Origin of the sequence: Paenarthrobacter sp. NPDC089988, assembly GCF_044748465.1 — a bacterium.
Classification (GTDB): Bacteria; Actinomycetota; Actinomycetes; order Actinomycetales; family Micrococcaceae; genus Arthrobacter.
Window position 1 is genome coordinate 91301 of record NZ_JBIVGD010000011.1, and the last position, 22817, is coordinate 114117.

Consider the following 22817-nt stretch of genomic DNA (forward strand, 5'->3'; position numbering starts at 1 on the left):
ACCGAATGCCCCTAATTCCCCGATCCTCTCTCACCGAATGCCCCTAATTTCCCGATTCCTCTTTCACCACGCGCACCGGAAGGGTCGACGGCGGCACTCGGGTGAGTGCCGCCGTCGGGCCTTCCCGCGGTTGGCTTTCTTGACGCAAGTGAGCGAGCGTCGCCCGGAAAGGGCGGTTTGGTGAGAGAGCGTCGCCCGGAAGGGGCGGTTTGGTGAGAGAGCGTCGCCCGGAAGGGGCGGTTTGGTGAGAGAGGGTCGGCAGGAAGGGGCGGTTTGGTGAGAGAGGGTCGGACGTGGCTGACGCGGGCCGGAAGAGTCTGGGGGAAAACTCCGACCCGCGCCAGGTTCAATGGGGGTTGCTCAGGCGATGACCTTCATCCCCTGCCAACCCGCGCCCAGGCTGATCGGCGGCACATTTCCCAGAGTTCCGCCTCCCGATCCGGGATAGAGCCACAAATTGTCTCCAATGCGGCCCAGGACGTCGTTCTTGCCGTCGCCATCAAGGTCCCGGGGGCCGGCGAGCGCAGTGCGGGTGTTCCAGCCCGTTGCGATCTGGTTCCACTGCAGCCAACCTCCGGAGCCATTGCCCGGATACAGCCATAATGCTCCCGTATCCGTGCGTCGCGCCAGTACATCGGCTTTGCCATCTCCGTTGAAATCGCCGGTGCTGAAGATGGCGTTCATGATGCCCCAGCCGGTACCGACTGTGTACGGGGTGCGCTGGCCGCCGTTTCCGTTGCCCTCGTACAGCCGGAGCTCGCCGTTGCTGCGCCGGCCCATGAAGTCCGGGATTCCGTCGCCGCTGAAGTCGCCGGGGGAGAAGAGCTGGGTCATGGTGGTCCAGCCCGTGCTCACCTGGGTCCTGGCGCCGAAGCTGCCTGCGCCGTCACCGGGGTAGAAGTACAGGATGTCGCCGGCTCGGGCCAGGAGATCGTTCTTGCCGTCCCTGTTGAAGTCGCCGGGCGTGATGGTGTCCGTGATCGAGGACCATGCGGGAGCGGGCAGGGCCAGCTGCCGGGTGAGGAGCCCGCCGGAACCGTTGCCCGGGTACAGGTACAGGTTGCCCGCGGAGTCCGCCGCCAGGACGTCCGCGCGGCCGTCGCCGTTGAAGTCATGGGCCGACGGCGGTCCTGCTGCGGGAACGGTGTACGTCTGGGTTCCAACGGCTGAGGTATTTCCTGCCGTGTCCACACCGATGTACTTGAGCGTCAGCGTGGAGTTGCCCATGACGATCGGAGCCGTGTACTTGAGGTTGGTCGCCGATTCGGTAGCGGTGGGGGTGCTGCCATTGGTGGTGTAGTAGATCGTGGCTGGCTCATTGGCGCTGAGGCTGATGGTTGCTCCGCTGGCCAATGCGCGCCCCGTGGGGTTGGCGGTGACCACCGGTGCCGTGGTGTCCGGGGGCACTGTGTACGTCTGGGTCGCGACGTCGGACGTATTCCCTGCCGTGTCCTTGGCGAAGTACTTCAGCGTCATGGGTCCCGGCCCGTTGAAGGTGATCGGAGCGCTGTACACAACCCCCGCGGTCAGGGGATCCGTCCCGTCCGTGGTGTACCGGATCTCGGCCGGTTCGTTGGCGGTCAGCGCGATCTTGGTTCCGGCCGCGTAGGCTCCACTGGCAGGGTTGGCCGTCACCACGGGCTTTGTGACGTCAGGGCCCGTTGAGTACGTCTGCGTGGCCACTGCGGAGGAGTTGTTCGCGGTATCCACGGCGAAGTACTTCAGGGTCAGGGCTCCGTTGAGGGTGATCGGCGCGGTGTACTTGGGGCTGGCCGTCGTTGGCGTGCTGCCATTCACGGTGTAGTAGATGGTCGCAGTCTCGTTGGCTGCCAGGGAAATGGCCTGGCCGGTCGCGTAGGTTCCGCCGGGCGGTGTAGCCGTGACCACGGGTGCCACGGTGTCCGCGGCCAGGTAGGCCTCAAACTCGGCCAGTCCGGCATTGGTAGTGTTCGCGCTGACCGAGGTGATGTTGAAACGCACCGAACTCACGGTCTTTGCGGGGAACTTGATGGTCAGCCCCGAGCCGTTGTTGGGCAGGGCCGGTACGGCGACGGTGCTTCCGTCAGAGAACTGCAGGTTGCCGCCCGTTACTTGGTCGGTGAGCAACGGCCTGTCCGAGAGCGTCACGGAATTGATGGTCCGGGTGGGGTTGAAGTTGTATTGGATCCAGCTGCCGGCCTTCTCACCGGCGGTGACCCACTCCCGGGAGGCGTCCATGGGGGCTCCCCAGAAGTACCCGTCACGGGCCTTCTCGGGGCTTTGGGCTGCAGCTTTCTGCGACGATGCCGTGACCGTGGCACCGGTGGACTTGGCCGCGTTGCCTACCCATTCGATCGCCGTCACATATTGGCGTTTGAGCCATCCGTCGTAGGGGGAGTCCGGGCATCCTTCGCCCGGACTGCTGCAGATATACATGTCAAAATCAGCGAACCGCACGAACGTGTCCTCTTTGGCCGTGAGCTCGGCACCTGTCACGTTTTGGGGGTACTCGTCAATCACATAGGCGTCATAGGCGATGGACGTGTGGGGGCCCGTGTAGCTGCGGGTGGCGAGCTGGGCAAACTTTGCCGTGGTCCAGTGGTCGCTGTGGTCATAGGGGTTGTTGAAGTTTCCGGTCCAGTCCTGGGTGCGGAACGTTGTGGGCTGGAAATTGGCCACCAGCCGGTTCAGGGCGTTCTGGAACTGTGTCTTGGTGAAGGTTGCCGCGTTGTCCACCGGCCGGATGGACGACAGCCGCCCATCCCAGAGCTTGAGGATGCTTTGATCGTTGTAGGCCGCGCTTCCGTCTCCGTCCGGGAAGCCGTCGGGGAGCCGCATGAACACCACGGAGATGTTGGGTGCCCCGTTGAGCGTCTGCATGGTCAGCGGCCTGTTGGGAACACCGGCGTCGGAGGTGGTCCACGAGTCGGCGACTCCGGCCATCTTGGAGTAGCTGGCACGGATGCCTGCCTCGAGGCCCCGCCAGTACGAGGCACCCTCCCCGGCTTCTCCAGCAGTGGTGTAGACCGTCTGGACACAGCGTTTGGCCTGGATATCACGCATGAAGTCCGGGCTGAGGAACAACAAGTCGTCGTCCGTGTGGGCAACAACCTGCATGGCCCCGCCGGTTCCGGCGCAGGGTGGGACTGCGGCGGCTGCAGGAGGGGCAGCGGCAAGCGTCAGGCCCCCGAGGGCCAGAGCAGGACTTAAAAGAAGGCCGAGGACCCTGCGGGCCACGGACGGGGTATTCGGATTACTTGGTCGACTGAAGATTCTTGGACGGACCACAACCATGCTCCTTTGAGCAGACGTTGGGCCCCCCAGCCGGCAAACTTATCGAATGAAATGACGCACTTCACCGTTGTCCGTTTAAGGAAACTGATGCAGTGAGCGTTACTGTACTCCTCGGGACCGAAGCTGGAAAGCTTTTCGGCACACTTCCACGAAAGCGGCGAACGGCAACAGGCGCTCGGCGGACGGAAGCTGGGCCGCTTCGGGGTGCCACTGCACGGACGTCACCCACCGCGTGGGGTCTTCCAGCGCTTCGATGGTGCCGTCGTCGGCAATGGCTGTGACTGTCAGGCCCCCACCAACGGTAGCCACGGCCTGGTGGTGGCCGGAGGCGATCTTGACAGTGGTGCCGTCCGTGGAGCCGTAGAGGGCGGCGGTCCGGGAGCCGGGGGCCAGCACCACGTCATGCCACGCCCACTCGCTCGCGGCGGCATCATCCGGATCCAGACCGCTGTGCACAACGGTGGACGGAAGCATGTCCTGGATGAGCGTTCCCCCGTAGAGCACGTTGAGGAGCTGGTGTCCGCGGCAAATGCCAAGGAGCGGCAGCCCGGCGTCGAGCGTTGCGCGCGCAACGGCCAGGTCCAGCGTGTCCTGTTCGGGGTTGACGTCGTACACGGCTTCCACCGACTCCTGGCCGTACAGCCTGGGGTCGAGGTCGCCGCCGCCCGGCAGGAGCACCCCGTCCAGCGCGCCCAGTTCAGATTCCAACACAGATTCCGGAGTCAGCAGCACCGGCTCGGCACCGGCCTCGCGGAGCAACTCCACAATGAACACGAACAGTTCATTGGCCTCGCCCACCCGGGCGTCCGGGGCGTCGGAGCTGCTGAGGCGGACGGGGACACCGATGCGCGTGGGAGCGCCGGAAGCGTTGGTCATGCTTCATGATGCACGGGCGGTGTCCCGGGCCCCAAACGGCGGTGTAACGTTCCGGCGCACTACGCTGAAACCATGAATCCCTCCGGTGCCTTGAACCCCAGCCCCCGGACGCTCGACGTCGAAAGCGTGGTTCACTTCGACCGTTTGGTTGGGGCCGGAGCTGCTTCCATGCACGGCTGGCACGCGCAGTCCCTGGACCTCCGCGGACGCTCACGGGAGCTGCTCTCCCTCAGCCCGCAGGGTGCCATCTTCCTGGGATGCACTTTCGACGACGGCGTGGAAGACACCCTCCGGGGCCGCGGCGCCCTGATCTTCCCCAAGCTGCGCGGAGTGCCGTTCAACCCCTACCGCGGCAGCCTCTACACCGCACAGGAGCTCTACGAGGACATTTCCGCCACGGAGTACGAGGCCACGCTGGACGCCAAGGTCTACGAGTGGAGCATCCTTCCGGGCCAACGCTCAAGCCTCGATGCGACCCTCGCCGCAGCTCTCCATGACCACGCGATCGGCGACGCCTTGGGCGAGGCACTCCAGAACGGGGCCTTCCCGGGTTCCAAACTGGTGGGAGTCATGGGCGGCCACGCAGCCCAACGCGGCACCCGGGAGTTTGCCGACGCCGCCCGACTGGGACGCCTCCTGGCCCAGGCTGGTCTCACGGTCGCCACGGGCGGCGGTCCCGGTGCCATGGAAGCGGCCAACCTGGGTGCGTACCTGAGCGGAACGCACGACGACGACTTCCGCGCGGCGCTGCAGGCGCTCGCCGGCGTTCCGGGGTTCAGGCCGTCGGTGACGGCTTGGGCGCGCGAGGCCGCCGCCGTCGTCGAACATTATCCGGAAGGCACCGCCACGCTGGGCATTCCCACGTGGTTTTACGGTCATGAGCCACCCAACCTGTTTGCGACGCACATCGCCAAGTACTTCGCGAACGCCATCAGGGAGGCCATCCTCTTGGAACTGTGCAACGGCGGAATCGTGTTCCTCCCCGGCTCGGCCGGGACCGTGCAGGAGATCTTCCAGGACGCGTGCGAGAACTACTACGGTGCCCCGGAAACAGTCACGCCCATGGTGCTGGTGGGACGCGAGCACTGGGAACGGAGCTTCCCCGCGTGGCCCATGCTGCAAAGCCTGGCCGCGGGAAGGCCCATGGCTGAGCGGATCTTCCTGGTGGACACCGTGGAGGAAGCGGTGGACATTGTGGCCGGACGGACCGGGCGTCCTGAGCAGGAGCCCTAGAAGTCCTTGCTGCACGGGCCGGAGCCGAGCTTGGCCAGGCCCGTCAGGTCGCCTGCGGCGTATTGGCGCACCCACGAGGCTTGGTCGTACATGAGCTGGCGGGGATCATCCACGTGGTCCAGGCCCAGGACATGCCCCAACTCGTGCATGATCACTGCCACGCCGATTTCCCGGCCCTGGGAGGACCCCATGATTCCGGCGAACTGCGGCGCATCAAGGGACACTGTGCCGGTGACGTAGGCCTTGTAGCCGTTGCTCAGTCCGATCGACGAACTGCCACCCAGTCCGACCGTCTGGCCCGTGAGCCGCGGGACCTGCTCCGGCGTGGTCCAGGCGATAAGGACGGGCGCCCAGCGGTCGCCGTACATTTCAGGCTGGTAGCCGGCCCGGTTGGTGGTGGGAAGCTCCGAGGTAGGGCCGTCGTAGATGAAGTGGAGGCCCGTCGCAAGGCTGGCCTGCCGTACGGCCTCCTCCACCAGGGGTTGCCAGGACGCAGGAGCCAGCGTCGAGTTCACCACGTAGTGGATGGGGCGGCAGGGGGAGTAGGCCACGGGTGTGCCGTCCGTCTTGACGGCCAGGAATTTGTAGGCCGTACTGCTCCGCTGCAGGGGCGCGGGCGTGCCCAGTGGAGCGTCGGCTTCCTCCCGCCCTGGCACAGGGTCCTCCCGCTGTCCGAACGGGAGCACCCCCGGGCGTGGGGACTGGGTTTGCGGGGCGGCTGAACCCCACAGCGGCTGCAGGTCGCCGCCGAAATAGGCTCCTGCGCAGACCAATCCCAGCACGCCAAAGAAGAAGAAAACCGCGGCTACGGTTCGGTGCTTGATCTGTGGAGTGGGTTGCTGGAGCGGTCCCTGTACAGGAGGGAGCTGACGCGGCGGGGGATAGGGGTCCGGCCCTTGTGGCGACCCATCAGGTTCCATCGAACCCCCTGACGCGACGGCCAGAAACCGCGGTTGGGGCGCCGCCGTCGGCCGTTGGGGACAGCATAGGACCGCGCCCGCCCGGAAGTCCATGGTCCGGCTCCAGCCAGGAACGGGCCTAGATGTCCTTGCGGCAGGGAGCAGACGCCAGGAGGTGCAGGCCGGTCAGGTCACCGTCAGCCAAACCATCCGGTGCACCGATCTCCGGATACATCAGCTGCACCGGGTCATCCACGTGGTCCAACCCCATCACATGGCTCAGCTCGTGCTGCATGACGGCCAGGACGTAATCCGAGCCGCCTTCCTCGGCGAGGAGTTCGGCGATCTGGGGCGTGTCGAGTTCCAGGCTTCCCGTGATGTAACTCTTGGGTCCCTTGTTCAGCGAATACATGGTGCTCCCGCCAGTGCCAATGACCTTGTCCTCCAGCGCCGGCGCGGCCTCCGGCGTGGTCCAGGAAATCAGCAGCGGTGCCCAGCGCTCGCCGTACTTCGCCGGCTGGTAGGGTTCCCGCTTCGCAGTAGGCAGTTCGTCCGTGGTGCCGTCACTGACGAACTGGATGCCCGTCGCGGCAGAGACGTTGGCCAGGGCCGTCTGGAGCAGCCCATTCGTGCCCGCCGGCGCCGAGGCATCATTGACCACGTAGTGCAGCGGCCGGCACGGCGAATAACCAACCGGCGTGCCGTCGTCGTTCGTCGCCAGGAACTTGTATGAATCGCTCGTGAAGGCCGGCGCGGAAGGTGAGGCGAGCGGAGCATCGGCCTCTTCCAGCCCGGGCGGGGGAGCGTTGAGGGCGCGCGCCGGGGTGTGCGTGCCTTGTCCGCCTTGTTGGGAGTTGGGCAGGGTGGAACCCGGGATCAGGGCGGTGATGCGTGGATCGCCGTGCAGGAAACCGCTGACCAGGACTGCCACTACAGCGGCAACCACCGCCATGACCAGGCCGAGGAACAAACGCAGCGCCATGCCCGCACGGCGGGGTTCGTGCGCATGCGACTCCCCATGCTCGGTGTCCACGGTTCTCCATTCCTCACGCCCCGTTCACGCAGGCAGCGCAGAGGACGAACCAACATTACGGGACCGGGGTGTTCCCGTCTATTCATGCCGGCAAGGCCTAGACGATCACCGCTCCGAAGAGAAGGCCCAAACCGTAGGTGGCAGCTGCGGCGCCGAGGCCGATGGCCAGCTGGCGGAGGCCGCGGCTCAGCGGGGACGTTCCGGAGAGCAGCCCGACGACGGCGCCCGTCGCCAGCAGCGCGATGCCCACCAAGACGCCGGACAGGATCAGCGCGTTCCAGCCCACCATGCCGAACACGAACGGCAGGATGGGCACGATGGCGCCGGAAGCGAAGAAGCAGAAGCTGGAAAGGGCCGCGCCCCATGCAGAACCAACCGTTTGGTGCTCGTCCTCGACTTCTTCCTTTTCAGGTTGCAAGGACAGGCTCGGATCGCAGTCGCAGCTGAAGAGCCCCAGCCGCTCAGCGGCGCGGTGTTCAGCGGCCTCCCGCGTCATGCCGCGCGCCAGGTACACCAGGACGAGTTCGTTGTGCTCCACGTCCAAGGATGGTGCGGCGGCCAACGTGGCCTGGGTAGGCAGGGTGGCGTTGAGCAGTTCCCGCTGCGAGCGGACGGAGACGTACTCGCCGGCACCCATGGACAGTGCACCCGCCAGCAGGCCGGCAACGCCACTCATCAGCACCACGGCACTGGAAACGCCCGTCGCGGCCATGCCCATCACCAGGGAAAGGTTGCTGACCAGCCCGTCGTTGGCGCCGAAGACCGCTGCGCGGAACGTGCCGGACAACCTGTTGCGGCCACGGGTTGCGAGGCCGCGGACAACTTCCTCGTGGATTTGCTCGTCGGCCACCATTGCGGGGGTGGCGTACGGGTCGGTGCCGTAGGGGGAACGCCCCTCGGCACGTTGCGCCAGGGCGAGGACGAAGACGGAGCCGAAGTGCCGCGCAAGGAAACCAAGGAGCCGGCTGCGTGCCGACGCCGCCTTGGGCATTCCGGCGTGTTCCCCGAGCAGCTTGAGCCAGTGGGCCTCGTGCCGGCCTTCGGCTTCTGCCAGGGCCAGGAGGATCTGGCGCTCCTCGCCGTCGCGGCGTTGGGCGAGTTCGCGGTAGACGGCGGCCTCGGCCCGTTCGTCGGCCAGATACTGCCGCCAGCGCCGGATGTCCGACTGCGTGGGTGTTCGCGAGGGTTCTTCTTCGGGCCGGGAGTCCGGAGCGGGGCTCGACGGACCGTGGGATTCCTGGTGCTGTTGCACTGTTTCTCCTGGGCTTGATGGGACGGTTACGGCCCCTTTGCACCGCCCACTGTACCGCTTATTTCCGGGGAATTTTGGCTGGTATTCCTTAACGGGAATGTTCGGCATGCCTTAATTCCGTTCGCTGCCGCAGCGGCGCTGCGGCCGTCGGCAGCCCTCCCTTGACCCCTTCTTGAGGCGGTGCTCAGATGGATAGACAGGGGCGGGGGATTCCCCGCACATCGGTCAGTGGACCGCCTGGTGCGGTCCGTCGGACGGAGGTTGCAGCATGAGCGCCGAATCACATCCCCACCACCCGGAACGGGCAACCATCGAATCGGATCCGGCCTACGACTACAACGAGGACCAGGAAGTGGATGAGGCCTGGGCAGAGGAAGGCGAGGTGGCCGACGACGACGAGCGGATTGTTCCGCTCGATGAGGCCGAGGAAGAATTCCGCGGCGACGGCGACGAATCCTAGGCAGCCGGCACCAGGCTGAAGTGCCGCTCGCGCCCGGCGGCACGTCCGACGGCGGCAACGGTCACCGTCAGCGTCTGCGTGGAAGCCGGGGACTACGCAAACGGCGACGCCACCCCGCGAAGGGTGGCGCCGCCGTCGTACTTTGCCGAGGTGGCCACTGTGTGGCCGGACTTCAGGCCTTGTTGCTGCTGACCGGGTGGGCGTCCAGCGGGAGTTCATCCGAGATGGCTCCTGCAACCCGCTTGTCCCATGCTGCGCGGACCGCGGCATCGGTGGGCGGAGTGAGCAGTGAGATCACCACGAAGGTCACGAAGGAAGCTCCGAGGCCCCAGTAGATGGGATCGTTCGCGTAGACGCCGTCGGCGCTCTCGATCACACCCGTTGCGAAGAGGATCAGCAGGACCAGGGTCAGGACCGAGCCGACGGCCATGGACCAGGCCGCCGCAATTCCCGTACCGCGCTTCCAGACCAGGCCGCCAAGGATGGCGACGAGGAGGCCGCCTACGAGGATGTCGTAGGCGATGGTGAGAGCCACAACCACGTCCTGGGCCGCCATGGAGATCAGGACTGCCAGGACACCGAGGCCCAGGACCCAGTACCGGTTCGCCTTGACGTCATGCTCGGGGTTTTCCGTGTCGTCGGTGTTGATGGTCTTGCCGAACCAGCTGGCGACGAAGGGGACAACGTCCGCGCGGGCCACCGTGGCTGCGGCAATGAGTGCACCGGACGCGGTGGACATCATTGCGGCGACGGCTGCTGCCATGACCAGGCCACCGATGCCGATGGGCAGGATGTGGGTTGCCACCTCGGCGTAGACAACGTCCTTGCCGAGGTTTGCCACGTCGATGTCAGGCAGGGCAACGCGTGCGGCGAGGCCGATCAGGGCGCCGGCCACACCGTAGAGGATGCAGTAGACGCCGGCGGTTGCGCCGCCCCAGCGTGCAACCTTGGGGGTCTTTGCCGTGAAGACGCGCTGCCAGATGTCCTGGCCGATCAGGAGGCCCAGCGTGTACACCACGAAGTACGTGATGATGGTCTGCAGGCCGATGCCGTCGATCTGGAAGAAGCTCTCGTCAACGCGCTGGCGGATGCCGTCCAGGCCTCCTGCGGCGTTCATGACGAACGGCAGCATCAGCAGGAAGATGCCAACGGTCTTGATGATGAACTGCACCTGGTCCGCAAGGGTGATGGACCACATGCCACCGATGGTGGAGTAGACCAGCACGATGGCGCCGCCCACAGCGATGGCCAGCCAGCGTTCCCAGTCGAAAAGGACCACGAAGATAGTGGCGTAGGCGCCGGTGGAGGTTGCGCAGAGCATAAGTGTGTAGGCAAGCATGACGATGCCGGAGGTCTGGGTGGCCTTGCTTCCATAGCGGAGGCTGAGCATCTGCGAGACGGTGTAGATCTTCAGGCGCTGGATGGTGCCGGCGAACAGCAGGCTCAACAAGAGGACGCCTGCGCCGATGGCCACCACCAGCCACATGCCGGAGATACCGAACTTGTAGCCCAGGCCAACGCCGCCAACGGTGGATGCGCCACCCAGGACAACCGCGGCCATGGTGCCGGTGTAGAGGAACGGTCCCAGGCGGCGGCCGGCCACCAGGAAGTCGCTGTTGTTCTTGGTGCGGGACTTGCCCCACCAACCGAACGCCAGCATGGCAAGCAAATACACCACCACGATGGCGATGTTGATGAACGAAGAGTCCATGAGTGGCTCCTTGGAGCTGATGCACGGAGGTTGGGGTATTCGACGATACTCCTGCAGGGCGTCGAAGTCTCTGTGCTGACGAACGGAGGTTGGACTTGTGTTGTGTGCCTCACAGACAACACTTGTTGCCTATGAGGATATGTTGTGATGGGAGTAACAGTCAAGGTGGTTTGGTCATGGTTCCGCGGATTCTGACTCTTTGCCGTGGCTGTCCGGCTACTATTGGCTCCAATGACAGGGCCTCCCGGACGGGCCTGAAAGGTTTGTGAATGAAGGCTCTACCCGTTGAACCCAGCAATGTTCCTGTTGCCATCGGTTCCAGAATCCGTGCAGCCCGGCAGGCGCAGCGGCTTACCATCGAGCAGGTTGCAGACGCCACGGGTCTGACCAAAGGCTTCCTCAGCAGGGTGGAGCGGGACCTTACTTCACCGTCAGTGGCCTCACTGGTGACGCTGTGCCAGGTGCTGTCCGTGTCTGTTGGCGACCTCTTCGCCGCCCCCGAAACACACCTGACCCGGCGCGACGATGGTCCACGGATTTCCCTGGGCGGCCAGGGCATTGTGGAGCGGCTGCTCACGGCGCGTTCCGAGCGCAGGCTCCAGATCCTGCAGGCGACCATCGAGCCGCGGGGGCGTGGCGAAAACGAACTCTATGCCGTGGACTGCGATGTTGACGTGCTGCACGTCGTCAAAGGCAGGATCAAGCTGATCCTGACCAACGAGGAATATGACCTCGAGGAAGGGGATACCCTTTCCTTCCCGGGCCGCGAGCCCCACACCTGGATCAACCCCACGGATGAGACGGTGGAGGTGCTCTGGGTCCTGGTGCCCGCGGCGAGCCGCTAAGACTGCGCGAGATGACAGTTAATGCCAATGTTTTGGGGAAACATTGGCATTAACTGTCATCTCGGGGTGTGGTTAGCCCACGTGGACCCAGGGGCGGCGGGTGATGTCCGGTTCGGCTTCCCTCAGCACTTCCCGGGTGACCGGTGCGATCTCGCCTTCGCCGAAGAAGAGGAACTTGCTGAGGTTGGAGATCGGGTTGCCCTCGGTCCAGCGGAAGTAGATGTGCGGCATAAAGCCCGTGACGTCGCGGATGTGGAGCAGTACCGCTGCCAGGGTATTGGGGACGTTGTTGCTGTGGACTTCCAGGATCTTGAAGCCGTGGCGTTCCTTGCCCACTACCTGGAGTTCCTGTTCGAAGTCCGAGCTGTCGTCCACGATGATCTCGATAAACAGCGTGCCGCAGTCCTTGGGCAGGTGGTTGGCCTGCTGGGCGTGTTCCAGCTTCTCCTGGTACCGGTCCGCGCTGAGGTGCTTGGGCTCGTGCGCAATGATTCGGACTGGACCATCGGTGTTGTTCGCGGTGAATTCGAGGGCTTTCTCGTCCATTTTGATGTGGGTGGCCCGCAACTCGAAGGCGCGCCGGATCCGGGAAATGAAGCTGACCACCATGATGCCCAGGATGAATAAGGCAGCAATCTTGAGGCCGTCCGGACGCTCGATTGAATTGACCACCGTGGTGTAAATGAAGACGAGCGAGACGATGCCGAAGCCGGTGAACTGGGCCCGCTGCTTCTTGCGCCGTGCGGACAGCGTCACGGCGATGGATGCCGACGTAATGAGCACCAGTACACCCGTGGCATAGGCGCCGCCCTGGGCGTTGACGTCTGCCTGGAAAATGATGGTCACGGCGAAGGCGATGACGGTGAACACGAGAACCAGCGGACGGAGTGCCCGGGCCCACGCGGGAGCCATGCCGTAGCGCGGAAGGTAGCGGGGGACCAGATTCAGCAGGCCGGCCATGGCGGAGGCGCCGGCAAACCACAGGATGGCAATGGTGCTGATGTCGTATACGGTGCCGAAGCCATCGCCAAGGAACTTGTGGGCGAGGTACGCCAGTGCGCGCCCCTCTGCCTTGCCGCCGGATTCGAACTCGGCGGCAGGGATCAGCATGACCGTGGTGAAGCTTGAAGTGATCAGGAAGGAGCTCATGATGATCGCGGCCGTTGTCAGCAGGCGGTGCGCACCTTTGATCCGGCCCGCGGGGTTGGCATCGGTGTCCGTGGCGCGCCCCTTGATCTGCGGCATCACGGCCACGCCGGTTTCGAACCCGGAGAGCCCCAAGGCCAGTCGGGGGAACACGAGGAGGGCAAGCCCGATCATCATCAACGGATCGCCGTGGGAGGTGGTCAGCGCACCCCACCAGTCGGTGATCACGTGGGATTCGGTGAAGAGGTGGCTGATGGCCACGAAGACCACCACGAGGTTCAGAGCCAGGAAGGCTGCGACGAGTACCACGGCAACGTTGATGGCTTCCCGGAATCCCCTGAGGAAGACGATGCCCAGCCCGGCGATCAGCGCCAGGGTGATCACCACGTGCTGGCCTTCAAGGAATTCCGGGGCGAACGGGTTCTCGATGAGGTGGGCCGTGGCGTCGGCAGCGGACAACGTAATGGTGATCATGAAGTCCGTTGCCGCAAAGCCGAGGAGCGCAAGGACAAAGAGCTTGCCTCCCCAGCGGGGGAGGAGGCGTTCCAGCATGGCGATGGAGCCTTCGCCGCGGGGGCTCTCCTTGGCCACGCGACGGTAGACGGGCAGCGCCCCGGCCAGGGTGGCGAAGACCAGAAGCAGGGTAGCCAGTGGCGAGAGCAGGCCTGCGGCAAGGGCCGCGATGGCGGGTTGGTAACCGAGGGTGGAGAAGTAGTCGAGGCCCGTGAGGCACATGACCTTCCACCAGGCTTGGGGCTTGTGCGACTCGGACGGCTTCCCGTGGGGTCCTTGCCGTTTGCCCGACGTGTCCGGCATGCCTTCCAGCAGCCATGCCTTGAGGTTGGAGGCTTCCTTGCGCCGGTCGGCAGGGTCGGCCGGTGGCCTGGTCAGCGTCGTCACGATGTCCTTTCGCGCAGCACGGTGCTGCTCCCGGATTGGAGCGTATTGCTGGGAATTGCCTGTTAGGACCGGTTTTTATGGAATCTTTACGCCTCATGTGAGCGGCGTCTCAAACATTCGGATCCGCGGAAGCCGTCTTGTAAACAGGTGATGCTTATTAGACAACTTTGAGTGTATGATGGGTGTCACAGCAGCCATCTACTTAAGGAGTTGCGCAACTTTGGAAGAGCTCCGCATCGAGGCCAACGGAAACCTCGGCCCCATCGATTCCTCCCGCATCCCGCGCTACGCCGGGGCAGCCACCTACGCCCGCCTGCCCCGCCTGGACCAGGTGTCCAAGGCCGACGTCACCGTTGTCGGCGTGCCTTTCGACTCCGGTGTTTCCTACCGTCCCGGCGCGCGCTTCGGCGCCAACCACGTGCGTGAGGCCAGCCGCTTGCTGCGCCCGTACAACCCCGCATGGGACGTCAGCCCGTTCGAGAACATACAGGTTGCCGACGCCGGCGACATGGCCGTAAACCCGTTCAACATCAACGAGGCCATCGAAACCATCCAGCAAAACGCTCTGGACCTCACCGCCACGGGCAGCAAGCTGGTCACTCTCGGTGGAGACCACACCATTGCCCTGCCGCTCCTGAGGGCGGCGGCCGAACGGGCCGGCGAGCCCATCGCCATGCTGCACTTCGACGCCCACCTGGACACCTGGGACACCTACTTCGGCGCGGAGTACACCCACGGCACCCCGTTCCGCCGCGCCGTGGAAGAAGGCATCCTGGACACCGAGGCCATCAGCCACGTTGGAACCCGCGGTCCGCTGTACGGCAAGAAGGACCTCGACGACGACCACCGCTTTGGCTTCGGCATCGTCACTTCGGCAGACGTCTACTACCAGGGCGTCGCCGAGACGGTGGCCAAGATCCGGGACCGGATCGGCACCCGCCCGCTGTACATCTCCGTGGACATCGACGTGCTGGACCCGGCCCACGCGCCGGGCACGGGCACGCCGGAAGCCGGCGGCATCACCAGCCGGGAACTCCTGGAGATCATCCGCGGCTTCCGCGGCATGAACCTCGTGGGGGCAGATGTTGTGGAAGTTGCTCCGGCCTACGACCACGCAGAAATCACCGGTGTGGCCGGCAGCCACGTTGCCTACGAACTGGTGACCCTCATGGCTGACAACGCCGTGGAGGGCGACCGGCACGGCGCTCCGAACGGCTACGCGCAGCAGGCCCTGGGTGCACGCATCGAAGAACTCGCGAAAGCTACCCGGCGATGATCGACTTTGATCCGGGGACGGCGGCTCCCACCAAGGAGACCGGCCAGCGCAATGGCGGGGACCTCGTCGTCGAGACCCTCGAGGCGCTCGGCGCGAAGACGGTTTTCGGTATTCCGGGCCAGCACGCGTTGGGCTTGTTCGATGCGATGGGTCGCGGCAACCTGCACTTCGTTTCTTCACGCGTGGAGAACAACTCAGCCTTCGCCGCTGACGGGTACTCGCGCGCTACCGGCGAGGTCGGTGTTCTTTTCCTGAGCACTGGTCCCGGGGCGTTGACGTCCCTGGCCGGTTTGCAGGAAGCCTACGCCACCGGCGTTCCGATGGTGGTTGTGGCCAGCCAGATCCCCCTGGAGGGCCTGGGCGCCCGCCGCAAGGGCATGCTCCACCAGCTCGATGACCAGAAGGCCTCGGCGGCGAATGTCACCAAGAGCCAGCGCCTGATCCAGCACGCCTCGGGTATCCCCTCTGCCATCCAGGACGCCTGGACGGAAGCGATTTCCTCGCCGCAAGGCCCTGTGTGGATCGAAATCCCGCAGAACGTGCTGCTGGATCCGATCGTGGTTCCGCCCGTGGAAGATGCCCTCGCTGAGGCCTTCGACAACCCGCCGCGCGTGGAACTGGTCCGCGAGGCCGTGAAGTGGCTTACGACGGCGGAACGACCGGCGATCATCGCAGGCGGCGGTACGCGCCGTGGCCGGGCCGAGAAGTCGCTGCTCTCCATTGCCGAGCAGTTGCGGGCACCGGTGATCTGCACCCCTGGCGGCAATGGCGCGTTCCCGTGGAACCACGAGCTGTCCCTGCAGTCCTGGATCGAGGACCGGTACATGACTGACGTCCTCGAGGATGCCGATGTACTGATCGTCATCGGCTCGTCCCTGGGCGAAGTGACGTCGAACTACTTCACGTTCGAACCTCGCGGCCGGATCATCCAGATCGACGCCGAACCCCGTGTCCTGGAATCCAACCGTCCCGGCCTGGGCATCCGTGCAGACGCGGGGCAGGCCCTCAAGGCACTGGATGAGGCCCTGATGGACGCCGGAGCCGCGGACGCAACACGACGCGACTGGCACGGCACCAGCCCGGAGGACGTGGTCAAGGACTCCTTGGCCAAGGTCAAGGCACGGCTGGAATCTCAGGACCTGGCCAAGGAACTGAAGTTCATGGCCGATATCCGCGAAGCTGTCCCGGCGGACATGCAGACCTTCTGGGACATGACCATTTCCGCGTACTGGGGCTGGTCCTGCTGGGATTCGCGCGAAGGCCAGTTCCATTCCGCACAGGGCGCAGGCGGCCTGGGCTATGGCTTCCCGGCCGCGATCGGCGGTGCCGTGGGCTTGGAAACGACGGGCAAACCGGGCAGGGTGCTCGCTGTGTCCGGTGACGGTTCCTCAATGTACTCCATCTCCGAGCTCGCCACCGCCAAGCAGCACAACATCCCGGTCACCTGGTTGATTGTGGACGACGGCGGCTACGGCATCCTGCGCGAATACATGGTGGGTGCCTTCGGCAAGGCCACGGCCACCGAACTTGCCCGTCCGGACTTCGTCAAGCTGGCCGAGTCCTTTGGCGTTCCGGCCGTTCGGGTATCCCCGGACCAGGTGGGGGACGCGCTCAAGGCGTCGTTCTCCGCGGACGGACCGAACGTCGTCGTGGTTGAAACGCTGCTGAAGATGTTCGGCCCCACGCACCTGGACTAGCAGGACTGAAAAACCCCCGCGCAGAAAGCGCGGGGGTTTTTCGGTGCACACTTCACAAGCTAGTCGAGGTCGCGGCGTGTGCCTTCCGGCGTCGCCTTGACTGCTACGGCCGAGGCGAGCATGGCGACGATCCAGAACACTGCGATGAGCCAGATCCCGCCTCCGGCAGCGAGGCTCAGGCCGGCGACGATCATCGGGGTGAAACCTGCGCCGATCATCGAAGCGCCTTGGTAGGCGAGCGAAGCGCCCGTGTACCGGTTGCGGGTGGGGAACTGCTCGGCGACGTAGGCTGCGATCGGCCCGTACAGGAACCCTTGGACCAGGCCGTTGCCGAGGATGATGGCCACTGCAAAGCCCCACAGCTCGCCGTTGGTCAGCAGCATCAGGATGGGATACACCAGCACCGCGCCCAGGAGGGACGCACCAATGAGCACCCGACGGCGGCCCACACGGTCGCTGAGGCGGGCGGAGTAGAAGCAGATCACCAGGGTGAGGAGTGCGGCAAACGCCTTGATGTTCAAGACGCCGTTCTTGTCCGCGCCGCTGTCAACAGCTACGGAAACGCCCCAAACGGTGGTCATCGACTGGCATACGTAGAACGAGGTGGTGGCGAGCAAGCCCAGGACCACTGCCCTGGGGTTGTTCTTCAGGACATCCAGCAGGGGAACCCGGCGCTTTTCGCCGGCTGCCTCGAGGCGCTGAAAGGCCGGAGTTTCGGCCACCTTCAGGCGGATCACCATGCCCACCACAATGAGCAAGGCGCTCAGCAGGAACGGAACACGCCAACCCCACACGAGGAAATCCTTGCCGGACACTGCGGCGAACAGGGACAGCGCAAGCGTGCCGAGGATGGCCCCGGCCGGCCCGCCGGCATTGGCAAACGCTGCCGCGAAACCACGGTGTTCCTTGGGCGCATGTTCGATCGCCATGAGCGCCGCTCCGCCCCACTCGCCACCCACGGCCACACCTTGGACCAGCCGGAGGATCACCAGGGCCAAAGGTGCGGCCATGCCGATCTGCGCAGTGGTGGGGAGAAGGCCGATGGCCGTGGTGCCAAGACCCATGATCAACATGGACAGCACCAGCATTTTCTTGCGGCCCAGGCGGTCGCCGAAGTGGCCGAAGATCAGGCCACCCAACGGGCGGGCGATGTAGCCCACCGCAAGGGTCACGAAAGAGGCAAACAGGTCGAAGCCCGGGCCGAGGTTGGCGAAGAAGACTTTGTTGAAGACCAGGCTCGCTGCCGTCGCATAGAGGACAAAGTCGTAGTACTCGATCGCGCTTCCAATAAAGCTGGAGGACAGGATGCGGCGCATGTCCTTGGAATTCATGGACGATTCCGCGGTGGTGACAACTCCGGTTTCCGGGGCTGTTGGGGCTGAGCTCATGGGTTTCCTCTGGTGTTTTCGGGCCGCGTCAGCGCTGACGGGCGAACGGGATGTTGTCGAGGTCGTTCGGGACAGTGAAGGTCCCGGTGAAGTGCTCTCCCGCTTCCTGCCAAACAGACTCCGAGGCGGAACCGGGGACGAGGTGGTGCAGGGCAAGGTGGCCGGCGCCGGCAATTTCGGCCAGTTTGGCCGCCTCGCGGACGCTGGTGTGGGACTTGTAGTGGTGGTCGCGGGAAGCCCGGCTGGACTCGTCCGTCTTGTCCCCGTAGAGGGACTCCACCCACGCGAAATCGATGGCTTCGTGCAACAGCAGATCGGTGTCCCGGGCGAGGGTGATCATGTTCTGCGTGTAGGCAGTGTCGCCGGAGATGGTCACCGAGCCCTCGGCTGTATCGAAGCGGAACGCGAACGCGGGAGCCACCGGCGGGTGCTCCACCAGGATGGCCGTCACCGTGACCAGTTCGTCGCGGTACACCTCGAACGGTTCCATGTTCGGCGTCGGGTTGTTGTTGGGGTGGTAGCCGGATTCGGTAGGAATCTGGATGTCTTCGGCGTGGAAGATGTCCAGCGGGCTGGGCCGGAGGCTGTCCAGAATGCGGTCGTTGAGGTCCGTTGCGTGCGCCTTCATGAGCTGTTCGAACATTTGGCGGGTGCCCGGCGTCGGATTCTCCGGCGCCAACGGTTCAGGAGCGACGACGGCGCGCGGCGACACCGCGGGAAGCTCGCCCCGGTTGCCGGGTCCAATGATGCGCACAGGGTTCTCCGTGCGCTCGGTGAGTGCGTAGAGCCCGAAGATGCCGAGCCCAGCGAGGTCATAGACATGGTCCGAGTGGAGGTGCGTGATGAACAGGGCACGCAGGTCCTTCAGCTGCAGTCCGGACTGGCTGAGCCGTCGTCCCGCGCCCTGCCCGAAATCCACCAGGTAGAAGGCATCCCCAACCACCACGGCCGTGGCGATTCCCGTGCGCTCGCCGGAATCGGCGGCGGCCCACCATCGTGGTCCACCAGCTGTTCCCAGAGTGACGATGTGCGGTTTGAGGGATGACGTCGGCGTCATGGTTCTCCTTGGTCGGAATGGCTTTCTTCCAGTGTGGTCCGCACCACGTCACTTGTATAATCAATCAATTCTAAGAAGTTCATAAGGAGAATTGATGGGTGAGTTTACGCTGCGGCAGTTGGAGTATTTCGTGGCCGTCCTGGACCACGGGTCACTGACCAAGGCGGCCAGCGAATCCAACATTTCCCAGGCCGCGGCATCCATGGCCATCGCCCAGTTGGAGAAGAGCCTGGGCTTGGATCTGCTGATCCGTACCCGCGCCAAGCGGGTGGAACCAACGCCGGCGGGGGTGGAACTGGGGGTTCGTGCACGGCGCATACTGCGGGAAACGGCGGAACTGCACGGCGCGCTCCACGGATCCCATGACGACATGCGTGGGCGGGTGTCCATCGGCTGCATGATCGCGATCTCCCCGCGGTTGATTCCCGAACTCATCCGCGTCTTCGCCGCACGGTGGCCGGATGTTGAGCTCGACTTTGTGGAAGGCAACGCAGAAGAGTTGCAGCGTGCCGTGGGCGAGGGCGAGTTGGACGTTGCCTTCATCTATTCGCTCCAGGCCGTTCCCGGCGTCGAAATCCTCACCGTGGCAGCCTCCCGTCCGCAATTCATGCTGTCCGCGGACCACCCGATGGCAAGGCGGAAATCCCTCAGCTTCGCCGATCTGGCGCAGGAAGACGTCGTCCTCTTTGACGTCCCGCCCAGTGCGGAGCGTGTTATTGCCATGTTCCATTCGGCCGGCATAGAGCCTAAAGTGCGGTGGCGGAGCGTGGTGGCACAGACCATCCGCGGCATTGTGGCCAGTGGCCGGGCGTATTCGGTGACGAATGTGTGGCCCGGGATCGAGTCCCTCTATACAGGCGCCCGGGTGGCGTTGGTCCCCATCGAGGACAAGCTGCCGGAGAACAAGCTCGTTGCCGTGGTCCCGCCAGGTGTGCACAGACCCAGGCGGGTTGAGGAAGTCATTTCCGTGGCGCGGGAGCTCACCGAAGACGCCTCCTGACCCTTCTTTAGTTTCCCAAAGCAATCATTCTTGTGTATAGTTGCTTTAGGCAAACAAAAAAGGGGTGTTTTCCATGTCCGTTGGTTCAGCCACGGCAACCGATCTTGTGCATCAAATTTTCGACCTGCAGCGGACTCTGCGCTGTGTGGTGACCGCCCACTTGGCCCGCGTTCCCGACGTCGGAATGGCTGTCCAAGGTGTCATGCGGTTCATTGGCGAGGGGGAGACCCGCGCCACCCATCTGGCGGCCAAACTGGGCGTCAGCGCGCCTGTCCTGAGCCGCCACATCGCGGAGTTGGAAGAGCTGGGCTTCGTGATGAGGCGGCCTGATCCGGCAGACGGCAGGGCGCAGCTCCTCGCGCTGACGGAGAGCGGCATGGCCAAACTCCGCGAATTCGAAGAGCAGCGGAGCGTCCGGTTGCGGGACTACCTCGCGGACTGGAGCGAAGAAGACGCCCTTGAAGCATCCAAGGTGCTGCAGAAACTCAGCACGTCCCTCAAAGACTCAATCCGGGCAACGGCGGCCGGTTCCACAACGACGAAACTCACAGTTTAGGAGCCACGCATGGCCAAACCAGCAGTCCAAACGGCAGCGGCAGGGCAGGGGGGCGCCGCAGCGCCCATGACCCACCGCCAAATCATGGAGGCTTTGACGGGTCTCCTGGCAGCATTCTTTACTGCGATCCTGAGCAGCACCATCGTGGCGAACGCCCTTCCCACCATCATGTCCGAGCTCAAGGGCACGCAGACCGACTTCGCCTGGGTGATCACCGCGGCCCTGCTCGCCAACGCGGCCACCACACCCATCTGGGGCAAGCTTGCGGACCTCTTTAACAAGAAGCTCCTGGTCCAGCTCAGCATCATCATCTTCGTTGCGGGCTCGGTCATGGCAGGCCTGTCCGAAACGATTCCGCTGCTGCTGACCGCCCGCGTGATCCAGGGCGTGGCAATGGGTGGCCTCACGGCACTGGCCCAGGCCATCATCGGTTCCATGATTCCGCCGCGCGACCGTGGCAAGTACTCGGGCTACATGGGTGCTGTCATGGCTGTTGGCACCGCAGGTGGCCCGCTGCTTGGTGGCTTCATCGTGGACAGCCCCCTCGGCTGGCGCTGGACGTTCTTCGTTTGCGTTCCGCTGGCCGTGATAGCGCTCATCCTGCTCCAGATCACCCTCAAGATCGAGCACATCAAGCGTCCGGCCAAGATCGACTGGCTGGGTGCCATCCTGCTGACCACCGGCGTGAGCCTCCTCCTCATCTGGGTTTCCTTCGCCGGCAACCCGGAGTACTACGACTGGGTCTCCTGGCAGTCCGCCCTTATGGTTGGCGGCGGTGTGGCCCTCCTGGCGCTGCTGGTGTTCGTTGAGACCAAGGTGTCCCAGCCGATCATTCCCTTGAAGATCATCTCGGAGCGCACCACGGCCCTGGCCATTCTGGCTTCGGTCGCCGTTGGCATCGCGATGTTCGGCTCATCCACGTTCCTTGGCCAGTACTTCCAGGTTTCCCGTGGCGCCACTCCTACGGAGGCCGGCCTCCTGACCCTGCCGATGATCGCCGGCAACCTCGTTGGTTCTGTGGCTTCGGGTATCCTGATCAGCCGTTTCGGCAAGTGGAAGAGGTTCCTGATCGCCGGTTCGGTCCTGTTGATCGGCGGGCTCGCTTTCGCCGGAACCATCGACCACACGACTGAACTGTGGGTCGTGGCCATCTACACCGGCGTGTTCGGCCTTGGCCTGGGCATGCTCATGCAGAACCTGGTACTTGCCGTGCAGAACACCGTGCAGGCCAAGGACATTGGAACTGCCAGCGCTTCGGTGGCATTCTTCCGCTCGGTGGGTGGCGCGATCGGTGTCTCCGTCCTCGGTGCCATCATGTCCAACCATGTGAAGGACCTGGCAGTCGAAGGGCTGGCCGCTGCAGGAATCCCCGTGCAAGGTGGTTCCTCCGGCGCCAGCATGGACCTGGCCGACATGCCAGCCCCGATCCGCGACATCATGCGTGCCGCCTACGGTGATGCCACTGCCCAGATCTTCATGATCTCCGCCGTCATCAGCGTGGTAGCCCTCCTGGCCGTCCTCCTGATCAAGGAACGCCCGCTCCGCCGGACCGTGGACGCAGCCCCGGAAAAGGAACTCATCGCCACCGCCTCCGGCGAGGCAGCGATGTCCTTGGACACGACGTCCCTGGACAGCGTGCCGTCCGGCGCCGATAAAGCGCACGACGCCGGCGCCCGCCTTGATGCCGAACGGCACCTTGCTTCCGGCTCGGTTCAGGATTCCGGTTCCCGGCAGGGCGCGGGGTCCGGGGTAAGCGCGCGGCGTTCGGCTCCGGGCGACCGTTCCTCGGAGGACCTTGACCTTGAGTTCGCCAGGATCCTGACCCAGGAACGGCCCCACGCCGCCACCGATGTCAAGGAACTCCAGGAACAGTTGTCCCGGACCCAGTACGTCCTGGCGGAACAGCAACTCCAGCTCAGCCGGGCGAACGTGGAACTCCAGGCCCGGCTGCGCGAGCAGCAGGGCGTCGCCGAGCAGCAGGCCCGGACGGCCGAGCAGCTGAAAGCCTTGCGCAAGGAGCTCAAGCATGAACGCCGGCAGCAGGAACGCATGGCACTGATGCTCCTGCAGGGCGTCGAAGCCAAGACGGACCACGGCAAGCACGCAGGCTAAGCACGTGACTGCAGGGCGCCGGTTGGAAGATCCAGCCGGCGCCCTCTGCTCTTAAGGGAGCATTTACGGCGCTGAAACTACTCCGCTGGGATGATCTTTTCCG

Annotated in this window: 17 protein-coding genes; 8 read left to right on the forward strand and 9 right to left on the reverse strand. The window is 64.7% G+C overall.

Translation table 11 applies throughout. The features are described 5' to 3' along the window. Window positions 1-360 precede the first annotated feature (360 nt). Together ACIPV6_RS14235 and ACIPV6_RS14240 are read right to left on the reverse strand one after the other, a co-directional pair. The gene (locus tag ACIPV6_RS14235) at window positions 361-3216 is read right to left on the reverse strand and encodes a chitobiase/beta-hexosaminidase C-terminal domain-containing protein (RefSeq protein ID WP_400271497.1); all 2856 of its coding nucleotides are present in this window, start codon (window positions 3214-3216) and stop codon (window positions 361-363) included. Between the two features lie 156 nt (window positions 3217-3372). Next, on the reverse strand, window positions 3373-4149 hold the full coding sequence (locus ACIPV6_RS14240; RefSeq protein WP_400271498.1) for a gamma-glutamyl-gamma-aminobutyrate hydrolase family protein: 777 nt from the start codon (window positions 4147-4149) through the stop codon (window positions 3373-3375). A gap of 72 nt (window positions 4150-4221) precedes the next feature. On the opposite strand from ACIPV6_RS14240, the gene ACIPV6_RS14245 reads away from it, so the two are divergent. Further along, window positions 4222-5382: an LOG family protein gene (locus tag ACIPV6_RS14245; RefSeq protein WP_400271499.1), complete on the forward strand. Its 1161-nt coding sequence runs from the start codon at window positions 4222-4224 to the stop codon at window positions 5380-5382. Here ACIPV6_RS14245 and ACIPV6_RS14250 read toward each other — a convergent pair. The 3 genes from ACIPV6_RS14250 to ACIPV6_RS14260 all read right to left on the reverse strand — a co-directional run bounded on the left by ACIPV6_RS14250 (window position 5379) and on the right by ACIPV6_RS14260 (window position 8566). After that, complete coding sequence (locus ACIPV6_RS14250) at window positions 5379-6302, reverse strand: matrixin family metalloprotease (RefSeq protein ID WP_400271500.1); 924 nt, start codon at window positions 6300-6302, stop codon at window positions 5379-5381. The two genes, ACIPV6_RS14245 and ACIPV6_RS14250, sit on opposite strands and share 4 nt — an antisense overlap. A gap of 118 nt (window positions 6303-6420) precedes the next feature. Continuing rightward, window positions 6421-7263, reverse strand: a complete 843-nt coding sequence (locus tag ACIPV6_RS14255; protein WP_400271571.1) for a matrixin family metalloprotease — start codon at window positions 7261-7263, stop codon at window positions 6421-6423. 148 nt (window positions 7264-7411) lie between these two features. Next, window positions 7412-8566, reverse strand: a complete 1155-nt coding sequence (locus ACIPV6_RS14260; RefSeq protein ID WP_400271501.1) for a VIT1/CCC1 transporter family protein — start codon at window positions 8564-8566, stop codon at window positions 7412-7414. A 268-nt stretch (window positions 8567-8834) separates the two neighbouring features. Between ACIPV6_RS14260 and ACIPV6_RS14265 the strand changes: the two genes are divergently transcribed. Then, the gene (locus ACIPV6_RS14265) at window positions 8835-9026 is read left to right on the forward strand and encodes a hypothetical protein (RefSeq protein WP_400271502.1); all 192 of its coding nucleotides are present in this window, start codon (window positions 8835-8837) and stop codon (window positions 9024-9026) included. 172 nt (window positions 9027-9198) lie between these two features. On the opposite strand, the gene ACIPV6_RS14270 is transcribed toward ACIPV6_RS14265, so the two are convergent. Next, the gene (locus ACIPV6_RS14270; protein WP_400271503.1) at window positions 9199-10737 is read right to left on the reverse strand and encodes a sodium:solute symporter; all 1539 of its coding nucleotides are present in this window, start codon (window positions 10735-10737) and stop codon (window positions 9199-9201) included. A gap of 269 nt (window positions 10738-11006) precedes the next feature. Here ACIPV6_RS14270 and ACIPV6_RS14275 point away from each other — a divergent pair, with 269 nt between their 5' ends. Continuing rightward, a complete protein-coding gene (locus ACIPV6_RS14275) occupies window positions 11007-11582 on the forward strand; it encodes a helix-turn-helix domain-containing protein (protein ID WP_018777077.1) in 576 nt (191 codons plus the stop codon). A 72-nt stretch (window positions 11583-11654) separates the two neighbouring features. Here ACIPV6_RS14275 and ACIPV6_RS14280 read toward each other — a convergent pair whose 3' ends face one another. Continuing rightward, on the reverse strand, window positions 11655-13628 hold the full coding sequence (locus ACIPV6_RS14280) for an APC family permease (protein ID WP_400271504.1): 1974 nt from the start codon (window positions 13626-13628) through the stop codon (window positions 11655-11657). Window positions 13629-13848: 220 nt separating this feature from the next. Between ACIPV6_RS14280 and speB the strand changes: the two genes are divergently transcribed. Together speB and ACIPV6_RS14290 are read left to right on the forward strand one after the other, a co-directional pair. Next, on the forward strand, window positions 13849-14904 hold the full coding sequence (speB, locus tag ACIPV6_RS14285) for an agmatinase (RefSeq protein ID WP_400271505.1): 1056 nt from the start codon (window positions 13849-13851) through the stop codon (window positions 14902-14904). Then, on the forward strand, window positions 14901-16601 hold the full coding sequence (locus ACIPV6_RS14290) for a thiamine pyrophosphate-binding protein (protein WP_400271506.1): 1701 nt from the start codon (window positions 14901-14903) through the stop codon (window positions 16599-16601). The genes speB and ACIPV6_RS14290 overlap by 4 nt, the downstream gene beginning before the upstream one ends. Window positions 16602-16660: 59 nt before the next feature. Here the strand turns inward: ACIPV6_RS14290 and ACIPV6_RS14295 are convergent, their stop codons facing one another. Next, complete coding sequence (locus ACIPV6_RS14295; RefSeq protein WP_400271507.1) at window positions 16661-17989, reverse strand: MFS transporter; 1329 nt, start codon at window positions 17987-17989, stop codon at window positions 16661-16663. Between the two features lie 28 nt (window positions 17990-18017). Then, the gene (locus tag ACIPV6_RS14300) at window positions 18018-19046 is read right to left on the reverse strand and encodes an MBL fold metallo-hydrolase (protein WP_400271508.1); all 1029 of its coding nucleotides are present in this window, start codon (window positions 19044-19046) and stop codon (window positions 18018-18020) included. 94 nt (window positions 19047-19140) lie between these two features. Here ACIPV6_RS14300 and ACIPV6_RS14305 point away from each other — a divergent pair, with 94 nt between their 5' ends. The 3 genes from ACIPV6_RS14305 (at window position 19141) to ACIPV6_RS14315 (ending at window position 22714) form a co-directional block, all read left to right on the forward strand. Next, window positions 19141-20046: a LysR family transcriptional regulator gene (locus ACIPV6_RS14305; protein ID WP_400271509.1), complete on the forward strand. Its 906-nt coding sequence runs from the start codon at window positions 19141-19143 to the stop codon at window positions 20044-20046. Between the two features lie 73 nt (window positions 20047-20119). Next, entirely contained in the window at window positions 20120-20602 is a 483-nt protein-coding gene (locus ACIPV6_RS14310) for a MarR family winged helix-turn-helix transcriptional regulator (RefSeq protein WP_400271510.1), read from the forward strand. Between the two features lie 9 nt (window positions 20603-20611). After that, window positions 20612-22714 carry an MFS transporter gene (locus ACIPV6_RS14315; RefSeq protein WP_400271511.1) on the forward strand — a complete coding sequence of 701 codons (2103 nt, stop codon included), beginning with the start codon at window positions 20612-20614 and terminating at the stop codon, window positions 22712-22714. Window positions 22715-22817 lie beyond the last annotated feature (103 nt).

Bases quoted from the DNA above. Each gene is read 5' to 3' on its own strand.
- ACIPV6_RS14300 (WP_400271508.1), bottom strand. From the start codon at position 19,046: ATGACGCCGACGTCATCCCTCAAACCGCACATCGTCACTCTGGGAACA.
- ACIPV6_RS14295 (WP_400271507.1), bottom strand. From the start codon at position 17,989: ATGAGCTCAGCCCCAACAGCCCCGGAAACCGGAGTTGTCACCACCGCG.
- ACIPV6_RS14265 (WP_400271502.1), top strand. From the start codon at position 8,835: ATGAGCGCCGAATCACATCCCCACCACCCGGAACGGGCAACCATCGAA.
- ACIPV6_RS14245 (WP_400271499.1), top strand. From the start codon at position 4,222: ATGAATCCCTCCGGTGCCTTGAACCCCAGCCCCCGGACGCTCGACGTC.
- ACIPV6_RS14255 (WP_400271571.1), bottom strand. From the start codon at position 7,263: ATGGCGCTGCGTTTGTTCCTCGGCCTGGTCATGGCGGTGGTTGCCGCT.
- ACIPV6_RS14310 (WP_400271510.1), top strand. From the start codon at position 20,120: ATGTCCGTTGGTTCAGCCACGGCAACCGATCTTGTGCATCAAATTTTC.
- ACIPV6_RS14315 (WP_400271511.1), top strand. From the start codon at position 20,612: ATGGCCAAACCAGCAGTCCAAACGGCAGCGGCAGGGCAGGGGGGCGCC.
- ACIPV6_RS14290 (WP_400271506.1), top strand. From the start codon at position 14,901: ATGATCGACTTTGATCCGGGGACGGCGGCTCCCACCAAGGAGACCGGC.
- ACIPV6_RS14305 (WP_400271509.1), top strand. From the start codon at position 19,141: ATGGGTGAGTTTACGCTGCGGCAGTTGGAGTATTTCGTGGCCGTCCTG.
- ACIPV6_RS14240 (WP_400271498.1), bottom strand. From the start codon at position 4,149: ATGACCAACGCTTCCGGCGCTCCCACGCGCATCGGTGTCCCCGTCCGC.
- ACIPV6_RS14250 (WP_400271500.1), bottom strand. From the start codon at position 6,302: ATGGAACCTGATGGGTCGCCACAAGGGCCGGACCCCTATCCCCCGCCG.
- ACIPV6_RS14270 (WP_400271503.1), bottom strand. From the start codon at position 10,737: ATGGACTCTTCGTTCATCAACATCGCCATCGTGGTGGTGTATTTGCTT.
- ACIPV6_RS14275 (WP_018777077.1), top strand. From the start codon at position 11,007: ATGAAGGCTCTACCCGTTGAACCCAGCAATGTTCCTGTTGCCATCGGT.